The organism is Dysosmobacter segnis, from assembly GCF_014297285.1.
Taxonomy (GTDB): Bacteria; Bacillota; Clostridia; order Oscillospirales; family Oscillospiraceae; genus Oscillibacter; species Oscillibacter segnis.
In genome coordinates, this window is sequence record NZ_JACOQI010000010.1 from 1 (window position 1) to 18,423 (window position 18,423).

At 54.3% G+C, this 18,423-nt stretch carries 23 protein-coding genes; 12 read left to right on the forward strand and 11 right to left on the reverse strand.

Annotated elements, in window-relative coordinates; all coding sequences use genetic code 11:
* Nucleotides 1-296: 296 nt before the first annotated feature.
* From H8Z83_RS10865 to H8Z83_RS10885, 5 genes are all read right to left on the reverse strand, one after another.
* Nucleotides 297-941, reverse strand: a complete 645-nt coding sequence (locus H8Z83_RS10865) for an alpha/beta fold hydrolase (RefSeq protein WP_337786661.1) — start codon at nucleotides 939-941, stop codon at nucleotides 297-299.
* A complete protein-coding gene (locus H8Z83_RS10870; protein ID WP_187015045.1) occupies nucleotides 938-1,801 on the reverse strand; it encodes an MBL fold metallo-hydrolase in 864 nt (287 codons plus the stop codon). The genes H8Z83_RS10865 and H8Z83_RS10870 overlap by 4 nt, the downstream gene beginning before the upstream one ends.
* 9 nt (nucleotides 1,802-1,810) lie before the next feature.
* Complete coding sequence (locus H8Z83_RS10875) at nucleotides 1,811-2,419, reverse strand: class I SAM-dependent methyltransferase (protein ID WP_187015046.1); 609 nt, start codon at nucleotides 2,417-2,419, stop codon at nucleotides 1,811-1,813.
* 84 nt (nucleotides 2,420-2,503) lie between these two features.
* Nucleotides 2,504-3,283 carry an alpha/beta hydrolase gene (locus tag H8Z83_RS10880; protein ID WP_187015047.1) on the reverse strand — a complete coding sequence of 260 codons (780 nt, stop codon included), beginning with the start codon at nucleotides 3,281-3,283 and terminating at the stop codon, nucleotides 2,504-2,506.
* 189 nt (nucleotides 3,284-3,472) lie between these two features.
* Complete coding sequence (locus H8Z83_RS10885; protein WP_187015048.1) at nucleotides 3,473-4,051, reverse strand: TetR/AcrR family transcriptional regulator; 579 nt, start codon at nucleotides 4,049-4,051, stop codon at nucleotides 3,473-3,475.
* A gap of 668 nt (nucleotides 4,052-4,719) precedes the next feature.
* Here H8Z83_RS10885 and H8Z83_RS10890 point away from each other — a divergent pair.
* The 8 genes from H8Z83_RS10890 (at nucleotide 4,720) to H8Z83_RS10925 (ending at nucleotide 8,520) form a co-directional block, all read left to right on the forward strand.
* Nucleotides 4,720-5,349 (forward strand): TetR/AcrR family transcriptional regulator, encoded by a 630-nt coding sequence (locus H8Z83_RS10890; RefSeq protein WP_187015049.1) that lies wholly within the window; start codon nucleotides 4,720-4,722, stop codon nucleotides 5,347-5,349.
* Nucleotides 5,346-5,528 (forward strand): cysteine-rich KTR domain-containing protein, encoded by a 183-nt coding sequence (locus tag H8Z83_RS10895; protein ID WP_187015050.1) that lies wholly within the window; start codon nucleotides 5,346-5,348, stop codon nucleotides 5,526-5,528. Before H8Z83_RS10890 ends, H8Z83_RS10895 begins: the two co-directional genes overlap by 4 nt.
* Before the next feature lie 64 nt (nucleotides 5,529-5,592).
* On the forward strand, nucleotides 5,593-6,099 hold the full coding sequence (locus H8Z83_RS10900; RefSeq protein WP_187015051.1) for a hypothetical protein: 507 nt from the start codon (nucleotides 5,593-5,595) through the stop codon (nucleotides 6,097-6,099).
* Between the two features lie 15 nt (nucleotides 6,100-6,114).
* Nucleotides 6,115-6,336, forward strand: coding sequence for a PF20097 family protein (locus H8Z83_RS10905; RefSeq protein WP_243184942.1), 222 nt, complete (start codon nucleotides 6,115-6,117; stop codon nucleotides 6,334-6,336).
* Between the two features lie 14 nt (nucleotides 6,337-6,350).
* Nucleotides 6,351-6,761: a hypothetical protein gene (locus H8Z83_RS10910; protein ID WP_187015052.1), complete on the forward strand. Its 411-nt coding sequence runs from the start codon at nucleotides 6,351-6,353 to the stop codon at nucleotides 6,759-6,761.
* A 66-nt stretch (nucleotides 6,762-6,827) separates the two neighbouring features.
* A complete protein-coding gene (locus H8Z83_RS10915; protein WP_187015053.1) occupies nucleotides 6,828-7,445 on the forward strand; it encodes an alpha/beta fold hydrolase in 618 nt (205 codons plus the stop codon).
* Between the two features lie 158 nt (nucleotides 7,446-7,603).
* The gene (locus H8Z83_RS10920; protein WP_187015054.1) at nucleotides 7,604-8,230 is read left to right on the forward strand and encodes a GNAT family N-acetyltransferase; all 627 of its coding nucleotides are present in this window, start codon (nucleotides 7,604-7,606) and stop codon (nucleotides 8,228-8,230) included.
* 17 nt (nucleotides 8,231-8,247) lie between these two features.
* Nucleotides 8,248-8,520 carry a DUF3795 domain-containing protein gene (locus H8Z83_RS10925; protein ID WP_187015055.1) on the forward strand — a complete coding sequence of 91 codons (273 nt, stop codon included), beginning with the start codon at nucleotides 8,248-8,250 and terminating at the stop codon, nucleotides 8,518-8,520.
* Nucleotides 8,521-8,648: 128 nt separating this feature from the next.
* Here H8Z83_RS10925 and H8Z83_RS10930 read toward each other — a convergent pair whose 3' ends face one another.
* A complete protein-coding gene (locus H8Z83_RS10930) occupies nucleotides 8,649-9,161 on the reverse strand; it encodes a ParA family protein (RefSeq protein WP_187015056.1) in 513 nt (170 codons plus the stop codon).
* Nucleotides 9,162-9,462: 301 nt separating this feature from the next.
* On the opposite strand from H8Z83_RS10930, the gene trmB reads away from it, so the two are divergent.
* Complete coding sequence (gene trmB / locus H8Z83_RS10935; protein ID WP_187015057.1) at nucleotides 9,463-10,158, forward strand: tRNA (guanosine(46)-N7)-methyltransferase TrmB; 696 nt, start codon at nucleotides 9,463-9,465, stop codon at nucleotides 10,156-10,158.
* A gap of 136 nt (nucleotides 10,159-10,294) precedes the next feature.
* Here trmB and rplT read toward each other — a convergent pair whose 3' ends face one another.
* The 4 genes from rplT to brnQ all read right to left on the reverse strand — a co-directional run bounded on the left by rplT (nucleotide 10,295) and on the right by brnQ (nucleotide 13,304).
* Nucleotides 10,295-10,645 carry a 50S ribosomal protein L20 gene (gene rplT / locus H8Z83_RS10940; protein ID WP_187015058.1) on the reverse strand — a complete coding sequence of 117 codons (351 nt, stop codon included), beginning with the start codon at nucleotides 10,643-10,645 and terminating at the stop codon, nucleotides 10,295-10,297.
* 34 nt (nucleotides 10,646-10,679) lie between these two features.
* Entirely contained in the window at nucleotides 10,680-10,877 is a 198-nt protein-coding gene (rpmI, locus tag H8Z83_RS10945) for a 50S ribosomal protein L35 (protein WP_187015059.1), read from the reverse strand.
* A 38-nt stretch (nucleotides 10,878-10,915) separates the two neighbouring features.
* The gene (gene infC / locus H8Z83_RS10950) at nucleotides 10,916-11,422 is read right to left on the reverse strand and encodes a translation initiation factor IF-3 (RefSeq protein WP_187015060.1); all 507 of its coding nucleotides are present in this window, start codon (nucleotides 11,420-11,422) and stop codon (nucleotides 10,916-10,918) included.
* A 595-nt stretch (nucleotides 11,423-12,017) separates the two neighbouring features.
* On the reverse strand, nucleotides 12,018-13,304 hold the full coding sequence (gene brnQ / locus H8Z83_RS10955; RefSeq protein ID WP_187015061.1) for a branched-chain amino acid transport system II carrier protein: 1,287 nt from the start codon (nucleotides 13,302-13,304) through the stop codon (nucleotides 12,018-12,020).
* Nucleotides 13,305-13,416: 112 nt separating this feature from the next.
* On the opposite strand from brnQ, the gene H8Z83_RS10960 reads away from it, so the two are divergent.
* The 3 genes from H8Z83_RS10960 (at nucleotide 13,417) to H8Z83_RS10970 (ending at nucleotide 17,049) form a co-directional block, all read left to right on the forward strand.
* Nucleotides 13,417-14,292 (forward strand): LysR family transcriptional regulator, encoded by an 876-nt coding sequence (locus tag H8Z83_RS10960; RefSeq protein WP_187015062.1) that lies wholly within the window; start codon nucleotides 13,417-13,419, stop codon nucleotides 14,290-14,292.
* Between the two features lie 79 nt (nucleotides 14,293-14,371).
* A complete protein-coding gene (gene rsmA / locus H8Z83_RS10965) occupies nucleotides 14,372-15,226 on the forward strand; it encodes a 16S rRNA (adenine(1518)-N(6)/adenine(1519)-N(6))-dimethyltransferase RsmA (protein ID WP_187015063.1) in 855 nt (284 codons plus the stop codon).
* A gap of 134 nt (nucleotides 15,227-15,360) precedes the next feature.
* Nucleotides 15,361-17,049 carry a phosphoenolpyruvate carboxykinase (ATP) gene (locus H8Z83_RS10970; protein ID WP_187015064.1) on the forward strand — a complete coding sequence of 563 codons (1,689 nt, stop codon included), beginning with the start codon at nucleotides 15,361-15,363 and terminating at the stop codon, nucleotides 17,047-17,049.
* Nucleotides 17,050-17,243: 194 nt separating this feature from the next.
* Here H8Z83_RS10970 and H8Z83_RS10975 read toward each other — a convergent pair whose 3' ends face one another.
* Complete coding sequence (locus tag H8Z83_RS10975; protein WP_187015065.1) at nucleotides 17,244-18,245, reverse strand: G5 and 3D domain-containing protein; 1,002 nt, start codon at nucleotides 18,243-18,245, stop codon at nucleotides 17,244-17,246.
* Nucleotides 18,246-18,423: the final 178 nt, after the last annotated feature.

An 18,423-nucleotide genomic window follows, 5' to 3' on the forward strand; every position in this document is an offset into this window, starting at 1 on the left:
CGCAGAGGATCGTGGATGCAGATGACCGCCGCCAGTTCCCCATCGATGCAGAGATACAGGTGGGAATACGCGGCGGGCAGCGCGTCATATTTCTCCTGCTCTCCCTCCGGGATACAGCAGCCCTCGTCCTCAAAGACAAAGTGGGCACTGCCGATGATGACCTTTTTGTCCTCTACCATAACGATTTGCTTTACCAGTGCCGCCCACTGCTCCGGGTAACATGCCAGCAGTTCTTCATGCCGCAGCTCCTGTTCATGGATGACAGGATGGTCAAAATGCCGCAGGTAGCGGAGGCGTTACTTTTTGCCCATTTTCAGGGCGTAAAAAATATGAATTTCCGTACCGGGCACATTGATCTGATCCGGCAGCGGTGTAATGAGATCGGAGTAAAACTGGTTTTTGCAGCTTTCCATGGTCACATAAGGCCGCCCGCCGCCCAACATGTCCATAAACGCCTGCACATAGGCTTCCGTCTGACCCATGCGTTTTTGAAGCTTTTTTTGCAGGATACGGCTTTTGAACTTTCCATCCCGGATGAAGGGATAGAGCAGGGGCAGGAGCAGCGCCGTCTGTAATTTTGCGGCGGCAATCGGCGATTGATCCAGATCGGAGCTGCCCAAAATGCCATAATCCATGTGGATGTTTTGCCGCGCCGCCAGCAGGCCCACAAAAGACCCCCCCAGAGAACAGCCGTAAGCCCCATGGATATGACCGCTGCAATGTTCCTTGATGTACGCTTCTATTTTCTCTGTTTCCTCAGGCATGGTCGGAAACTCTGTGTTTTCCGTCTCATCAAAGCCGTCATAGCTGACGCAGAGTACTCGAAAATTCTTTTCCAGCAGCGGAATGACTCGCCCAAAATTGCCTTTCCAATGGCAGCAGGTTCCGGGCAGCAGCAAAAGCGCCGGGGCGCTTTTTTTACCGAACTCGTAAACCTTCATCTTCCAACTCCCGCTAAGTATCTGCTTTTTGCTCTTTCTTCGGTATCATCCGATTCGTCATAGGCATCGTATGGGGCGTTGGGATCATGGGCTTTTCTCCGAAAGGGGGAGCAAAGCTCATTTTTGTGTGCAAAAGCAAAGTCCATATTGTCCGTCCAGCCTGTGTGTCCGGTTATGAACAACGGATGTAAATCGCGCCCCCGCAGCTTTTCTTCCAGTGCAGTCAGAGATCGCACCGCCAGTTCATTATCCTCTGCCAAGGCGGAAATGAAGCTGTATCCGCCGTCCGCGCCGAACCAGATGGTGTCGCCGGTAAACAAGTAACGGTCATCGACAAGATACACCATATGTCCCCAAGTGTGGCCGGGAACGAGGAAGCATTCGATTTTGATGCCGTCAATGTTGATGACTTCCCCATCCTGAAGCAGCACTTTTTTGTTGTTGATCGTGACCTGCGGCAGCTTATAAAGATGATAGATGACCTTGCGGCGTACCTCTCCGGTCAGATAACGGTTTTCAACTTCACCGATGTACAGCGCTGCGTTTTGGAACAATCCGGGGCTGTCCGCTTCCACCGCGCCCACATGGTCGGTGTCCTGGTGGGTGATAAGAATGTGCTGAACCGACTGTGGGGCGATTCCCAACCAGCCCATTTTTTCCGCCAGCCGGTCATAGTTGTACCCGGCATCGATCATAATGACAGCATTGTCCTTGCAGTAGAAGAAGATATTTGCTACCCATTCCCGCACGCAGGCAACGTTTTTATCGATCCAGCCGGTGTTCAGAGGCTTGAAGATCTCCTTGCCCCGGTACATCCGGCTCATTGCTTTTCGTTGGAATTCCGTTGCTTTTTTCGACATGATCGCACCTCATTTTCGTGCCGTGACGCACAGCCAGCCTGCTTTATTCTTGTGTATCTGCACCTCGTGAAAGCCCGCCTGTTCCAGATATGCTTTCAGCTCGGTACCCTGATAAATGGTCATGCCGTTAATGATCTTCGTCCACTTCTCGTCCTTGTCTGTGTCGCCATTGCTCTCGTTGCAGATAAAAAATGTCCCGCCGGGCTTCAGTACCCGCCAGACCTCACGGAAGCACCGCAGCAGATCCGGCCAGAAATAGACGGTTTCAAAGGCCGTGACCGCATCAAACCAGTTATCCGCGAACATCATATCTGCCACGCTGCCTTGCAGAACGGCGCAGCGACCATCAGCGATGGCAGTCTCGTTGACCTTTTTGGTTTTCTCCACGCTGACGAGCGAATAGTCGATGCCCTTGACGATACCCTGCGGGCATTTTTTCAGCAGCCGTCGGATATTTACCCCACCGCCGCAGCCGCAGTCAAGCACCTTATCGTCCGGAGCAAGCTCCAGAAAGCGAAGCCCCCACCGCGCCACAGGGCTGTGACTCAGGTTCATCATGACCACCATGAGTTTCCCGCCAAAGCCCGCAGGCTTGCGGGTATTCTCAAAAAAGGACATTGTAAAGCCTCCTTACGTTTTCTAATGGTGAGCCAGCCGGAGCGATTCCTCGCGGCGCTCGGATCATCCGGCGCCGATTCCGTTTCATCCCTCCGGCTTCAGGAATTTTTCCGCATAGTGATCGAACAGCTCCGGGTGCACCAAGACCAACTCTGCGTGGGCCATTTTGGGAATTCCGTGGACCCGAATCTGCGGAAAATAATGCTTCATAAACCGAATATTGTACCTACGGTCTTTCTTTTCATCGCAGCCGTACCAATAGGTGATTTTTGTGCCGCATTCGGCAGGCACTTTCGGCAGAGCGTAATTGTTGGCAGACCAGAATATGTTTCGGATCGTCCGGTTCGAGAAGGTTTTGAGGTACCGCTCCATCGCATTATACTCTTTCCTGCTGTCATGCCCCGGCGGAGTAAACCGTTCCGGCGGAAATGCCGCTTCCAGCACCTCACGGTTGCTTGCCACCGTTCTGAAGGACAACACATCCCGCGCCAGCAGCAGCTTTCGCACCAGAAACGGCAGGCGATAGGGAGTCATACCGCCGTCAATGATTGCCCGGCCAACGGAAATTTCCCCCAAGGCCAGCAAACGGGTCAGACACGCACCACCCAGAGAGCAGCCGTAGGCAGCATCCAAATGGGAAATGCCGTGGACATTCAGATATTGGGTCACCTCGTCCACAGTCTGCTCCACGGAAGTAAAGTCTCCCGGATATTCCGGCTGGTGACCGTCGAACACCACCTGAAAAATATGCCACCTTTGGGACAGGACCGCAATGGTGTCCGCAAATGCCCATACGGGCTCTGCCGTGCAGGGAAAAAACAGCAGCGTTTCTCTATGCTCCCGTCCGCACTCCAAAATTTGCACCGTTTACTCCTCCTTCTTCACATATTCCGCATATGACCCGGCATTCCGATCCCGGAGGCCCTTGTGTTCTTGCATCGCTGTTATCCTCTTTCGTGGTTAGATTGGTCTAACCATCGCCCGTGAATTCACGCGATTAGAGGCGTCTAACCGTCATGCCTTGAAAAAGCCGCAGTTCTGCGGCCTTTCGGCTTATTCAAATAGCTCCCTGCAAGCACCGTACACCAGTGCTTCCAGCACCTGCGGATACAATTCCCCGATCTGCTCCTTATGGGAAACTGTGAGGATCAGTCCCCGCACCGTCGCAGCGGCCAAAGAAGCGCCGCGCCTTGGCATCAAATCATATTTTTCAAAGAGCTGACGAATGTGCGTTTCGTCATCGTGGTAATGTTCCTCTTTGACGCCCTCCGGCAATCTCTGTAAAAGCAACTTGGCGTCATGTTCAATGAACGCCATGTCGCCAGTATCAGACAGCCTCCGGCAGACGGCCAGAACCGCCTCTGCCGCGCGCTCCGATGTTGGCAGGCCGCCATTTCTGCACAACGCTCGATCAGCCACCCCGTAAAGCTCGGAGTGGATACTTTCCAGAACTGCAAAGAATGCCATCTCCTTGGATTCGTAGAATTTATAGAACGAGCCCTTCGCAATGCCGACCGCCTTTGTCAGTTGATCCACTGAGGTTTTCTTCATCCCCAATGTGACGGCGCAGCGTCTTGTTTCCTTCAGCAACGCCTTGTGAAGCTGTTCTGCTTCATAGTCGGTAAAAGCCAAGCTTGTTCAACCTCCAAATGACCGTTTCGGTTCTTCTGGTCATGTTATATCATGACTCTTTCCATTTTGCAAGAGATTTAAGGTATAAAACTTCATGCATGAATACCGCACCACAAAAATGCGCAAATGCCGGTGCATGAAGTTTTTGTGCATCATTTCCGGCTGCCCCGCAGGGGCGAGGAAATGGCAGATTTGTCACAGCATCCGTGCTGTAGGCAAGAAGGCACCCTCTTTTCCATAGAATGCTCGAAAAGTGGGTTTCATTCAGTTTACACTTGCGGATAAAAACGGTATAATTACATACAAGTCGAAACCGTTATAGACAAAGGAATCTGTTGAAGCGCATCGGAGGGCGAAACCATGCCGAAACCGAAATGGAATCTGAATACCATTTACATATCCGAGCGGCTGCAGGAGAGCCTGCGGCCCATCTCCCGCTGCGCCATGAACACGGTGGTGGCGCCCATGGGCAGGTGAAGGACAACGGACAGATCAACATGGCGCTGTGCTGCGATTTTCGGTGCGGCACATCTTACTGTGTCACTTCAATCCTTTCGCTGACGCTTGTTGTGCGCTGTGATTCAAAAAATTCAACCAGGTCTTGACAGGTAATCACTCGGTAACTATAATAGAAGTTACCGAGTGGTTACCTGTCTGGGAGGAATATTATGGCTGGAGATACGAAAGAACGAATTTTGGAAACAGCGCTGGAATTGTTTGCGCAGAACGGCTACCTTGGGACATCTATGAATGATATTGCCCAGCAGTTAGGATTCACAAAAGCCGCCCTGTATAAGCACTATACCAGCAAACAGGAGATTTTGGACAGGATTGTAGAACACATGAATGAGATGGACTATGAACGTGCGGAAAGCTATGAAATGCCGGAGACAGAGCCAGACGGCTTCGCGGAGGCGTATCTGAACACGCCGATTCAAAAGATCCGCGCATACAGCATGGCGCAGTTCGACCATTGGACGAAGGAACCGTTTTCCTCTAATTTCCGTAAGATGCTGACACTGGAGCAATACCGTGATCCCAAGCTGGCGCAGCTCCATCACGACTACTTGGCGGGTGGGCCTCTGGAGTACATGGCGGCAATTTTTCGTAAGCTGACAGATACTGACGAAGCCGCCATGCAGCTGGCGCTGGAATTCTATGGGCCAATGTACCTCCTCTACAGCGTCTACGACGGTGCGCAGGATAAAGATTCCGTTGCTCCTTTGCTGGATGCGCATATTGAGCGGTTCATTGCCAAGGTCGAATCCTGTTACAGAAAGGACAGGGAGACGATATGAAGGAACATGAAGAGAAAAAACAGTGGGTTTTATGCCCTTGGTGCGGCTCGAAAACGCGGCTGCAAATATTTCGGGAAACTGAGTTGAAAGACTTTCCTTTGTTCTGCCCAAAGTGCAGACACGAAAGCATCATCAACGCAAAGAATTTCACGATTGAGACGAAAGAAGCCAGACGCTAAGACGCAGTGCTGATCGCAAAGCCGATCATGCGCTGCGTCTCACTTTTTTGAGAGGAATGTTTCTATGAACGCAATTATTTACACCACCAATACCGGCAGCACAGAGCATTATGCTAAGTTGCTGGCGCAGAAAACCGGACTTCCTGTGTATTCCCTTGCAGAAGCGAAGAAACGGGTCTTTGCCGGAGCGGAGGTTATCTACCTTGGCTGGATCATGGCAGGCTCTGTCAAGGGCTATGCCGAGGCCGCAAAGCGTTACCAGGTACGCACCGTCTGCGGTGTCGGCATGGGGCAAACCGGAACGCAAACGGACAACACGCGGAAAAAGTCGGCGATCTCTGCTGACATTCCGCTGTTCACCCTGCAAGGGAACTTTGATGTCAAAAAGCTGCACGGCGTCTACCGCCTTATGATGGAGATCATGGTCAAAACGGCAGGCAAGGGCCTTGCCGAAAAGAAAGACCGCACACCGGAGGAGGACGATATGCTGGATATGATGCTCCATGGCGGTGAGCGGGTTAAGGAGGAAAATCTCGGCGCTGTTCTCGATTGGTACAATACACAGCGATAAGAATGGGAGGGAATGATGATGATGATGTGTCCGAAATGCGGAAAAGAAATGAGAAACGGCTATCTGTTCAGCAGTAAGGATGGCGCGTTCAGCTTTGCAAACGAAGTGCCGAGTGCCTTGGAAAACGCCAAAAACACGGAGGAATTTGTAAAACTCACCGGGTTGAAGGTCGGCGGTCGCACCAGCGTGGAGGCCTGCTGCTGTGATGCGTGCAGAACGATCATGATTCAGTATTGAGAGGTGCAGTGAGAATGAAACTCTATTTTGGAAATGCCGTTGCTACGGCGACAACTTTGATGATCCTTGCCCTGCTGGGCTTTATCGGCTGGTCGGTTTGGGGCCGCGCAGTTATTCAGTATTGGGGACGCAGAAGTGTGCTTCTGCTTGTTTTTGGACTTGTGATCTGCTGCTTTGCGGCGGCGCGGGACGGGTTATATAAAACGATTCAGAATGCCATTGACGGAAGCTGCGCACCGGGACTGTTTCCACTGGTCAGCATTCCCACCATCGTCGGCTGTGTCGGTGCGCTGCTGATTATCATTGCCGCCATTGCCACGCCGATTGCCAAAACGCAGCACGCGCGAGAGATATGGTTCTATATGATGTCGGGCGGCGCTGTACTGAAAATCGTGACGATGGAGATCGCACGAATCATTCTCTGAAGGGAAAAGGCAGCACATTTTGACGGCGAGATTCCGCTGTTTTGAGAAAGGATTCATGAGGATAAAATGAAAGATTTAATAGTATATGTTCACGGAAAGGGCGGCTCGGCGCAGGAAGCCGAGCACTATAAATCGCTATTTCCGAAGGACGAAGTAATTGGGTTTGATTACCATTCCCAAACACCTTGGGAAGCAAAGAAAGAGTTTCTTGCGTTTTTTACCGAGCAGAGAGGCCGGTGTGAGCACCTCACCTTGGTTGCCAACAGCATCGGAGCTTTCTTTACGCTGTCCTCGCTGGATGAAACACTGGTTGACCGGGCTTATTTCATCTCTCCGATTGTGGATATGGAAAACTTGATTTGCAATATGATGCAATGGTCGAATGTAACCAAACAGGAGCTTGCCGAGAAACGGGAAATCGCCACGAATTTCGGAGAAACGCTGTCATGGGAGTATCTTTGCTATGTGCGCAAGCACCCGATTATCTGGAATGTCCCTACCTGTATTCTCTACGGCGAGCATGACAACCTGACATCCATTGAAACGGTATCTGCATTTGCCAAACTGCACCATGCTGATCTGACCGTCATACCCGGTGGCGAGCATTGGTTCCATACCGACGAACAGATGCAGTTTCTGGACAAATGGATCAGAGAGCGCAGCTTGAACGATGTCTGCGGCTGATGATACTTAACGGCGTGAACGATGAAACAAGAATAAAAGTAAGCGGGAGGCAGCGGGAATGGAGCTTCAGGAACTGCACTCATACATATGTCGGCAGAAAAAGCCCTTGCTTACGGGCTGATCGACAAAATTGTTGACAAGAGATAAGGAGAACCACCATGTCAGAAAAGAAGATCACCATTCGTTTGGAAACCAAAGACGATTACCGTGCCGTTGAAAACCTGACCCGCGAGGCCTTTTGGAATGTCTACCGCCCCGGCTGCATGGAGCACTATGTGCTGCACTGCTATCGGGATGACCCGGCTTTTGTGCCGGAGCTGGACTTCGTCATGGAGCTGGACGGTGAGCTGATTGGGCAGGTCATCTATGTGCGGTCAGAAATCGACTGCGATGACGGAAGAAAGGTGCCGATCATGACCTTCGGTCCCCTTGGCATTGCGCCCGCATACAAGCGGCAGGGCTACGGGAAGCAACTGCTGGACTATTCCATGGAAAAAGCAAAGGAAATGGGCGCGGGTGCGCTTGCCATCACCGGCAATATTGACTTTTACGGCAAGTCCGGTTTCGTTCCGGCAAAAACCAAGGGCGTGCGCTATGCCGATGATCCGGAGGCGGATTATTTTCTCATCAAGGAGCTGACGCCCGGCTTTTTGGACGGCATCTCCGGCACTTATAAAGACCCTGAGGGATATTTTGTTTGCGAGAAGAATCCGGAAGCATTTGAACAGTTTGAAGCGACCTTCCCGAAGAAGGAAAAGCTAAAGCTGCCGGGACAGCTGTTCTGAGCAGGAGGAATCTGAGTATGATCGAGTCAAGATGTGGGCTTCGGTGCAGTGATTGCAACTTTCGGGAATCGATGGGCTGCAAAGGGTGTGTGAATATGGACAAACCCTTCTGGGCGGATAGCTGTCCCGTGAAATCATGCTGTGAAAAGAAGGGCTTGCAGCATTGCGGCGAATGCGATGACTTCGTTTGTCCTTTATTACATACTTTTGCTTACGACATGGAGCAAAGCGATAACGGCGCAAGAATCGAGCAATGCCAAAAATGGTGTAACAATAATGGCATCCAGTAAAGAGTATCTTCATTTCATTCTGGAACAGCTATCCGATTTGGACGATATGCCTCGGCCCGGCGGTATCCGAGTGGGATCGTCCAGTTCCTCCAGCTCCGGATCATCCCCACCGATAATTTCGGAGCATGTCATTTCCACAAGTCCAATATCCTCCGGCGCAATGCCCTGTATGTCAGGGAGATCATATACGCTCTGTGCGTCGGCGACCTGCCGCAGTAGTCGTATTGCTCTCGGAGAGCGTCCAACAGCTTGTCCATCACCTTTTCGCAGAGTGTCTCTGCCTCCCCCGCTGTGTTGTACTGCGAAAGCTGCATAACCTGTAAGCGGGCAGCGGCATCTGCCAGCCGCTTATTAGCAGGGATCAGGTCAATGCCAGTCTCCGTATGTATCACGGCGCGGGGAAGATGCAGTTCCAAGTCTTCCGGCGAGTCGATTTGAACAAGCAGCAGCTTCGCCAGCGTATTTATCTGTTCACCCGGCGTATAGCCAAGTGCTGCTGTAAGATTACCCTGCGGGTCATTGTCGATCAGCAGGACCTTTTTGTTTTCAATTGTAAGAGCAGCAGCAAGATTCAGTGCTGTTGTAGTCTTACCCACACCACCCTTAGAGTTGGTGATAGATATTACAGTGTTTTCCCTCATATATATTACTCCTAATAGTCATAAAATTTTGTAGCTGCGACATCATTTTTATAGAGATATGAAGGGTGAATACTGACTGACTGTATTGAGCTCTCCTATATTGGTGTAAGATTGGTGTAAAATCAGTATTCTTGCATATTCTACATTCTGTAGAAGCATTGCAGCGCAACGGTTTGACCGCTCCAAAACGCATTCCGTTAAATATCTAACGTTAATTCATTAACATTTTCAGACTTCCGTTTACAGCGCCGCTTTTTTATGTTAAAATGAGTTGATTCTTGACCTGCGGAGGTTTTTGATAATGAGAATGCGGAAAAAGAAGAATCTGGTCCCCCGAATGGAGCGCTGCGCCGCGCAGCTGATCCGGGACCCCTATGAGCACCGGGGCCACTGGCGGGATCTGATGCCCCAGGCCCGGGAGTTGCGGGTAGAGCTGGGCTGCGGCAAGGGCCGCTTCACCCACGGCACCGCTGCGGCAGAGCCGGATGTGCTGTTCATCGCCATTGAGATGGTGCCGGACGCCATGGTGGTGGCCATGGAACGGTGCGTGAACGACGGTCTCACCAATGTGTTTTTCGTGGACGCCAACGCTGACCAGCTCCCCCAGTTCTTCGCCCCCGGTGAGGTGGACCGGATCTACGTCAACTTCTGCGATCCCTGGCCCAGCAAGCGCCATGCCAAGCGCCGCCTGACTCACGGCAACTTCCTGAAGCTGTACCGTCAGGTGCTGAAAATGGGCGGTCAGATCCACTTCAAGACTGACAACCAGCCCCTGTTCGAGTTCTCCGTGGAGGAGCTGCCCCAGTTTGGCTTTGAGCTGTCTGAGGTCACCCGGAATCTCCATGAAAACGGCCCGGTGGGCGTTATGACGGACTATGAGGTCAAGTTCCACGAGCTGGGCCAGCCCATCAACCGCTGCGTGGGCACCATGGTAGACTGGGAAGAACCAGAAGTTCCGGAGGACGTGGAACCCGCTGAGGAAACTGTTGAGGAATAAGAACGGGAGGACGCGCCGATGGGCGCGTCCTTTTACTGTTTTCTGTAAAGACAGCCCTCTCCCCTATTTTTCAAAATCTACACGCAAAAAACCTCTTCGGTTTCCCGAAGAGGTTTTTGTTTGAAGAACTGTGTAATTAAGCCTTCTTGGCGATCTCGATCAGCTGAGTGAATGCAGCGGGGTTGGAGATAGCCATCTCAGAGAGCATCTTGCGGTTGATCTCGATGCCGGCGACCTTCAGGCCGTGCATGAAGGTGGAGTAGTTCATGCCGTTCATCTTGCAGGCAGCGGAGATACGGGTGATCCACAAGCTGCGGAAGTCACGCTTCTTCAGCTTGCGGCCGGTGTAAGCGTAGGTCAGGGACTTCATGACGGCCTGGTTCGCCATCTTGAAGTGCTTGGACTTGGAACCCCAATAGCCCTTGGCCAGCTTCAGAACTTTATTTCTTCTCTTGCGCGTCATCATCGCGCCCTTGACTCTTGCCATTTGTAGTAGCCTCCTATTTCAAACGTCTCGTTACTTATTTGTAGGGGATCATCTTGCGGACAGCGTCCATATTGGTGACGTCCGCATAACCGCCTGCGCGCAGACGACGAGTGCGCTTGGTGTCCTTCTTGGTGAGGATGTGGCTCTTGAAAGCCTTGGCGCGCTTGACCTTGCCGGTCTTGGTGAGATTGAAGCGCTTCTTGGCGCCGCTGTGAGTCTTCAGTTTCGGCATTGTAGTTGCTCCTTCCGTGTATTGAAATCTCTTGAAATTTACTTGCTCGTCTTGGGAGAGAGGAAGATGGACATCATACGGCCCTCCAGCTTGGCGCTCTTGTCCATGTTGGCCACCTCGGCGCACTGCTCAGCAAACTGGTTCAGCAGATCCCGGCCGATGTCCGTATGTGCCATTTCGCGGCCGCGGAAGCGGACGGAAACCTTCACCCGGTTGCCATCGGCAATGAACTTCTGGGCGTTCTTGAGCTTCGTGTTGAAGTCTCCCACGTCGATGCCCGGTGACATCCGGATCTCCTTGATCTCTACCACATGCTGATTCTTGCGGGCTTCCTTCTCCTTCTTGCTCTGCTCAAAGCGGAACTTCCCGTAGTTCATGAGCTTGCAGACGGGGGGGACGGCCTGGGGCGAGATCTTGACAAGATCCAAGCCCTGCTCATCCGCGATCTTCAGGGCCTCCAGGGAACTCATGATGCCCAGCTGCTGACCTTCAGCGCCGATGAGTCGGATCTCCTTGTCGAGAATGTCCTCATTCAGTTCATGCATTTGCTTAGCTATGGTCGAAGCACCTCCTTCTAAAAATCACAAAACGCGGATACCATTTTGGCATCCGCGCAACAACAAACCGCCCTGCGGCAGTCTGGTAACAACGCTGTTGACCTCTTTGCGTCATGCTGGAGGTGAGGCGGATGCAATCAGCCTTCTTTGTTTTGCCTTGATAGTATACCAAACCATTTCTGATCTGTCAACAGGAAAATCAAGAAATTTTTTCTTTTTTGTGAATAGTTTTCCCCGCGGCGGCAACACTATCTTCTGTACGCAGACCGTCCCCCCGTGGGGACAGGAAAGGAGGCACGTTCCATGCAGGAGAAAAACCGGGAGAGCAACCAGAAAAACGCTCAGAAGGAGCCCAATGAGCAGAAGAACCAGAAAAACGACCGCAAGTAAGCCGGCGGCCATCCCATACGCAAGCGGCCCGGAGTTTCCGGGCCGCTTTTCTTTTGATTTTCTCTGCGTTCATTAAACCAGTTTTCGTCAATGGGCGATTCAGCGAGGGATCCCGTCACGCGGCGGCTGCGTTCTTCGGCCGGCTCAGATGCCAGATCATGCCGATGGCAAAGCCGATGACCGCCGGGAGCAGCTAGCCCAAATTCTTGTCGAACAGCGGAAGATTGGCTGCGGCGAACCGGATGGGTGCCTCCAGATGGAGGGCCGTCTGCGCGGAACCCGGCAGGGTCTTCATAAAGTCGAACAAAGCGGCGATCCATGTGGGGATCATCACGGCGATGTACACAATGCGGTCATGCCCGAAAAATCTGCCGATAAACGCCAAGGTGATCAAGGCGATGGCAGGGGGATAGATCAACATGAGCACTGGGATAGAATAGTTGATAATGGCACTGAGGCCCACGTTGGAGACAGCGAAGGAAAAAGCCGTGAACAGAATGGCCCAACCCCGGTAGGAAAACTTTCCGCCGGTCATCTTGTCGAAGGTCTCTGCGCAGGCGGTGACCAGGCCGATTGAGGTTTTCAGGCAGGCGAAGGTAATGGTAACCGCCAGAATGAGCTGCCCCACGCCGCCCAAGTAATGCCCGGCGATCTGCGTCAGGGCCACGCCGCCGTTTTCAGACAGTTCAAACAGCCCTCTGGACTGAGCGCCCACCAGAATGGACACCACATAGATCAGTGCCATCAGCAGGCCCGTGAGGAGGCCGGAAGAGAGCACGTCCTCCGCGATGGCGTCATCATTGGTCACGCCCATGCGGCGGATCACGTCAATCACCACGATGCCGAAGGCCAGACCGGCGATGGCGTCCATGGTGCCGTAGCCCTCGATCAGAGAGGGGAAAAATGCGTCACTCTGATAGGCCGCCACCGGCTCCACGGCAGACGCGGCGGCACCGGGGGCCAGCAGCGCCGCGATCATCAGCACGGCAAAGAAGATCAGGAAAATAGGATTGATGATCTTGCCGATCCAGACGGTGATCTTGCCGGGGCGCAGAGAGAAAAACAGCACGAAGGCAAAAAACACGGCGGAGAAGATCAGCAGATACAGCCATTCCGCCCCGCTGTCCCCCAGCATGGGCGCGACGCCGGTGGTAAAGGACACCGTGGCGCATCTGGGAATGGCGAACAGCGGCCCGATGGTCAGATACAGCAGACAGGTGAAGAAGATGCCGTATCCCTTGCTCACCTTGCCGGCGAGGGTCTGTAAACCGTCGGAATGGGTGATGCCGATGGCGGCCACACCGAAAACGGGGATCCCCACCGCCGTAATGATAAAGCCGATCATGGCGGGAATGGCGTTCCGGCCCGCCATCTGTCCCAGATGGACCGGGAAGATCAGATTGCCCGCGCCGAAAAACATGCCGAACAGCGTCCCGGCCACCAAAAGCTTCTGCCGGATCGTCAGCTTCTTCGTTGTCATGGAACATCATCTCCTTTATGGGTCTTATCATATAGGAAACCCTTGCAAAAGAGAAACGCAGGGTTATAATAGTTATATGACAAATCGTAATACATAGCTGAAGGAGGGAACCATGGACAGCAAAAAGCTGGAGATCCTGATGACGGCAGTGAATCTGGGCAGCTTTTCCAAGGCCTCCGAGGTGGTGGGTTACACACAGTCCGGCCTGACCCACCTCATCAACGGTCTGGAGCGAGAGATCGGCATGGCCCTCATTCGCCGGGACCACAGCGGCATTTCCCTGACAGAGAACGGTGAGGCTCTTCTGCCCGCCATCCGGGATTACCTCAGCGCCACGGCGAAGCTGGAAAACCAGATCGCCGCCATTACGCAGAAAAAGGCAGAGACCATCCGGGTGGCGGCCTATGCCAGCCTTGCCATGCACTGGATGCCGGAGATCCTGTACCGGTTCCGCCGGGTGTGCCCGGACACCGACGTGGATCTGCGGATGGTGGACCACGAATTGGAGCCCTTTGAGCTGCTGGAGGAAGGCCGCACCGATGTGATTTTCGCCGCAAGGCAAAGCCATGTCAACTGCGACTGGACACCGCTGTACAACGACATTATGTACGCCATCCTCCCGGAGGATTACCCCACCGGGGGACGGGACTCCTTCCCCATCGAGGAATTTGACGGAAAGGAATTTCTGATGCCCTACGGTCGGTTCGACATTGACGTGAACGCCGCCCTCAGTCCCAGGGGCGTCCGACCCCAGATCCGCCCCTGTCATGTGGACGATGAAACGGTGATCCGCATGGTAAGCAAGGGACTGGGCGTCTCCATGATGACGGAGATCATGATGCGCGGCAGGACGCAGGGTGTCCAGACGCTGCCGGTCACGCCGCGGGCAGGCCGGGAATTGGGCATGGGGATGCCTCTGCGGAAAAATATGCCGGAGGAGGTCCTCCGTCTGCGGGACTGCGTGCTGGATTTCATCCACGAACTGTGACCAACCGGCGCTCCCCTGTTGTGATTCCATTCAAAATCAGCTATACTGAAATTCAAATTCTAAAAAAGGCGGTAGAGCCATGAATCTCTGCGACGAACTGACGATCCGGATGCTGTTGGAACGCCACGGCTTTCATTTTTCCAAATCCATGGGGCAGAATTTTCTCATTGACCCCCAGATCCCCGCTGATATTGCGGCAGCGTCTCAGGCAGACGAGACCTGCGGTGTGCTGGAGATCGGCCCCGGCATCGGCCCTCTGACCTCCGAACTGGCCCAACGGGCCGGAAAGGTGGTCTCCATTGAGCTGGACCGGGCGCTGCTGCCCATTCTGGCGGAGACCATGGCCCCTTATTCCAATGTAGAGATCGTCCCCGGAGACGTGACCCGGCTGGATCTCAAGGCCCTGATCGACGAAAAATTCGCTGGCCTGCGGCCCATCGTCTGCGCCAACCTGCCCTACAACATCACCACGCCCGTGCTGACCGCGCTGGTGGATATTCCCGCCATCGAGTCCATCACCGTCCTGATCCAGAAGGAGGCCGCCCAGCGGCTCACCTCCGCCAAAGGCAGCGCCGACGGCGCGTTCCCCCTGCGGCTGCAATACGAAATGGAAACAGAATGTCTCTTTGACGTCCCCCCGGAGAAATTTCTGCCCGCCCCCAAGGTGACTTCCACCGTTCTGCGGTGCGTCCGCCGGAAGGAGCCGCCGGTGGCCGTCCGAGATGAGGCGTTTTTCTTCCGGGTCATCAAGGGAGCCTTCCTGCTGCGGCGAAAAACCCTGTCCAATTCCCTGTCCGCTGCCCTGCCGGGGTGGGACAAGGCCGCCATTGCCGACGCCATCGCCGCCTGCGGCCTGCCTGCATCGGTCCGGGGAGAGGCGTTGACGTTAACGGAGTTCGCTGCCCTGACAGACGCGCTGGCGGAGCGGAAATAACCGCCGCCCTGCCGCGAAAAGTCACAAAAGGAACCGTCCTCTTTGCCGGAACTTGTCATCTTCATAACTTGCTTTTTCCCCTGCGTTCCAGTATCATACAGTTATCAACCATGATTACAAGGAGGTATCCCGATATGTCCACAAAGGCCTATTATCCCAGAGCCGAGATCGGTCCCGGCCAGGTGGGTTTTTCCAAGACCCGTTCCATCATCGAAGCTCCGTTCTACGGCAACAATGTCATCAAGGTCAACACCTTGAAGGAAGCCTATGAGCTGGCCAAAAATTCTCCCGGCACCGTGGTCACCGATATGCCCGTCTACCGGGGCGAGGAATTCGGTCTGGAGCCGGACGCCAAGGTCCTGCTGTTCAATGACGGCTCCATCACCGGCCGCTACGCCCCCGCCCGCCGCATCACCGGCAAGCCCGGCGTGGACACCGCCGCCCTGGATAAGATCGTCATGGACGCCGTGTACGACACCCGCTGGAAGACCATGTATCACGCCGAGGTGTTCATCGGTCTGGACCCCGAGTTCATGGTGAAGGCCCATCTGCTGATCCCTGAGGGTGAGGAAAACCTCCTCTACAACTGGATGCTGAACTTCCAGTATATGTCCACGGAATATGTGAAGATGTACAAGAACTCCAAGCCCGTAGGCGACGGCAAGGAGCCTGACATCTACATCTTCTCCGATCCCCAGTGGACCGGTGCCCCCGGTCAGGAAAAGGTCTGCGACCCCAAGTGCCTGTGCTACTTCAACACGGAGACCAACTGCGCCGCCATCCTGGGTATGCGCTACTTCGGCGAGCACAAGAAGGGTACCCTGACCCTGGCCTGGGCCATCGCCAACCGCAACGGCTACGCCAGCTGCCACGGCGGTCAGAAGGAATACACCCTGGCGGACGGCCACAAGTTCGTCTCTGCCGTGTTCGGTCTGTCCGGCTCCGGCAAGTCCACCCTGACCCACGCCAAGCACGGCGGCAAGTACCCCTCCATCAAGGTGCTCCACGACGACGCCTTCATCATCAACTCCGACACCTGCGCCTCCATCGCTCTGGAGCCTACCTATTTCGACAAGACCGCCGACTATCCCGTGGATTCCCCGGACAACAAGTACCTGCTGACAGCGCAGAACTGCTCCGCCACGCTGGACGAGGACGGCAAGGTGGTGCTGGTCACTGAGGATATCCGCAACGGCAACGGCCGGGCCATCAAGTCCAAGCTCTGGTCTCCCAACCGGGTGGATAAGATCGAATCCCCCGTCAACGCTATTTTCTGGATCATGAAGGATCCCACCATCCCTCCCATCGTGAAACTGAAGGGCGCGTCTCTGGCCTCTGTCATGGGCGCTACGCTGGCCACCAAGCGTTCCTCCGCTGAACGGCTGAAGGAGGGCGTGGACCCCAATGCTCTGGTGGTGGAGCCTTACGCCAACCCCTTCCGCACCTACCCGCTGGTGAATGACTACGAGAAGTTCAAGAAGCTGGTGGCTGAGAAGAACGTGGCGTGCTACATCATCAACACCGGTGACTTCATGGGCAAAAAGGTCCAGAAGGAGGATACGCTGGGTATTCTGGAATCCGTGGTGGAGGGCCGTGCGGAATTCAAGCCCTGGGGCCCCTTCTCCGACATTGAGATCATGGAGTGGGACGGCTTCGTGCCCGACCTCACCGACAAGGGCTATGTCGCCCAGATGCAGGCCCGTATGCAGGACCGCCTGAACTACGTGGAGGGCCTGAAGGACGCTGAGGGCGGCTTCAATGCCCTGCCGGATGATGCCGCCGACGCCATCCGCAAGGTGGTGGAGCAGGCCAACAGCCTGTAAGCAGCATTTCCGCAAATAAATACGAATACGCAAAGGGAGCGTGTTCCGGTTTTGGAACATGCTCCCTTTCATTGTTTTCCCAGGAAACATCCGTCAACGCGCGTTTTTCCCCGGCAAGCCGCCAAAAGCTCGCAAAAACCGGCCTGCCCGCAATTTTGCGGGCAGGCCGGTTTCTCAGTTCAAGCTGTTAACGCTCAATCTTCCAGCAGATAGACAGTGCCCGTCCGGCGGCCGAACTGGATGCACTCCTGATAGCTCTCCATATACAGATCGATCTTGGGACCCTTCATGCCGGTGTCCTCGGCACGGGTCAGGCCGTATTCCATACCCTTGGCCACAACGTACAGGTCGGAGCCAAGGGGGAACACCCGCTTATCCACGGCGGCCACGCCCTTATGGACGGTGGTGCCGGTGGCGGTACGGGTCCCTACGCCGTCATACCCGGCGGTATAGGCGGTGGCGGTGACGGTGACGGCCTTGCTGAATTTCATAGTGCCGCCAGAGGCGAAAGTCAGGTAGCCGGAGCCATCGCTCTGGGTAGTGACGTTCACCAGCTTATCATCCGGCTCCACATAGGAGACCGCCGTTCCCCGTTCCACCACCTCCGTTACGCTGGTGGTGGAAATTTCCTCTACATACTGGCTGGTGACCAGCTCGCCGCTGACCCAGGTCTGCTCATAGATGGCTGTGTGCTGGCCGTCCATACCCTTCCGGGCCACCCGTTCCTCGCCCTTGGGCAGGTCCGGTGTATCCCGGTAAACCGTTTCGTGCTCCGCCTTTTCCGTCACCCGTTTGAAAACCGTCAGGTGATCGGAAATCGTCAGCATCACGCTGTTTTCCATCAGCTCGATGCCCACCATCTCCCGGGAACCGGGGATAATATCCATACGGGAGAGGAACTGCTTCACCGTTTCCTTCCGGGCGGTGGCAGTGATGGTCTCGCCGCCCCGGCGGACAGTCACCATGGTACCCTCCGTCAATACGGCGTTTTCACCGCTCTTGCCGGTATCCAGGTTCAAAAGCAGGGATTCGATGCCGGAATGGCTGTCATCCAGCGCTGCGGACTGCTCTCCGTCGCTGAACAGATACAGGGCTTTAGCCCAGCCCGTGGCGCCCGCCATGGTGACGGACAACAGCAGCAACAGAGTCAGACAGCGGCACAGCCATACCGTTTTTGGAGTGTGTAAATGTCGCAAATGTAAGACCTCCTGACAGCGCCAAATAGCGCCGTTACTGTTTTGTTACTTTTGTAATTTATCCAAAACTGGGTCTAAGTATACCTCCATCTCCCACTTTTGTCAAGTTTTCGCCTATTCTGCGATTTTATGTCCACCACAATCCCGCAAAAACACGATTTTCATTTTTTAGATTTTT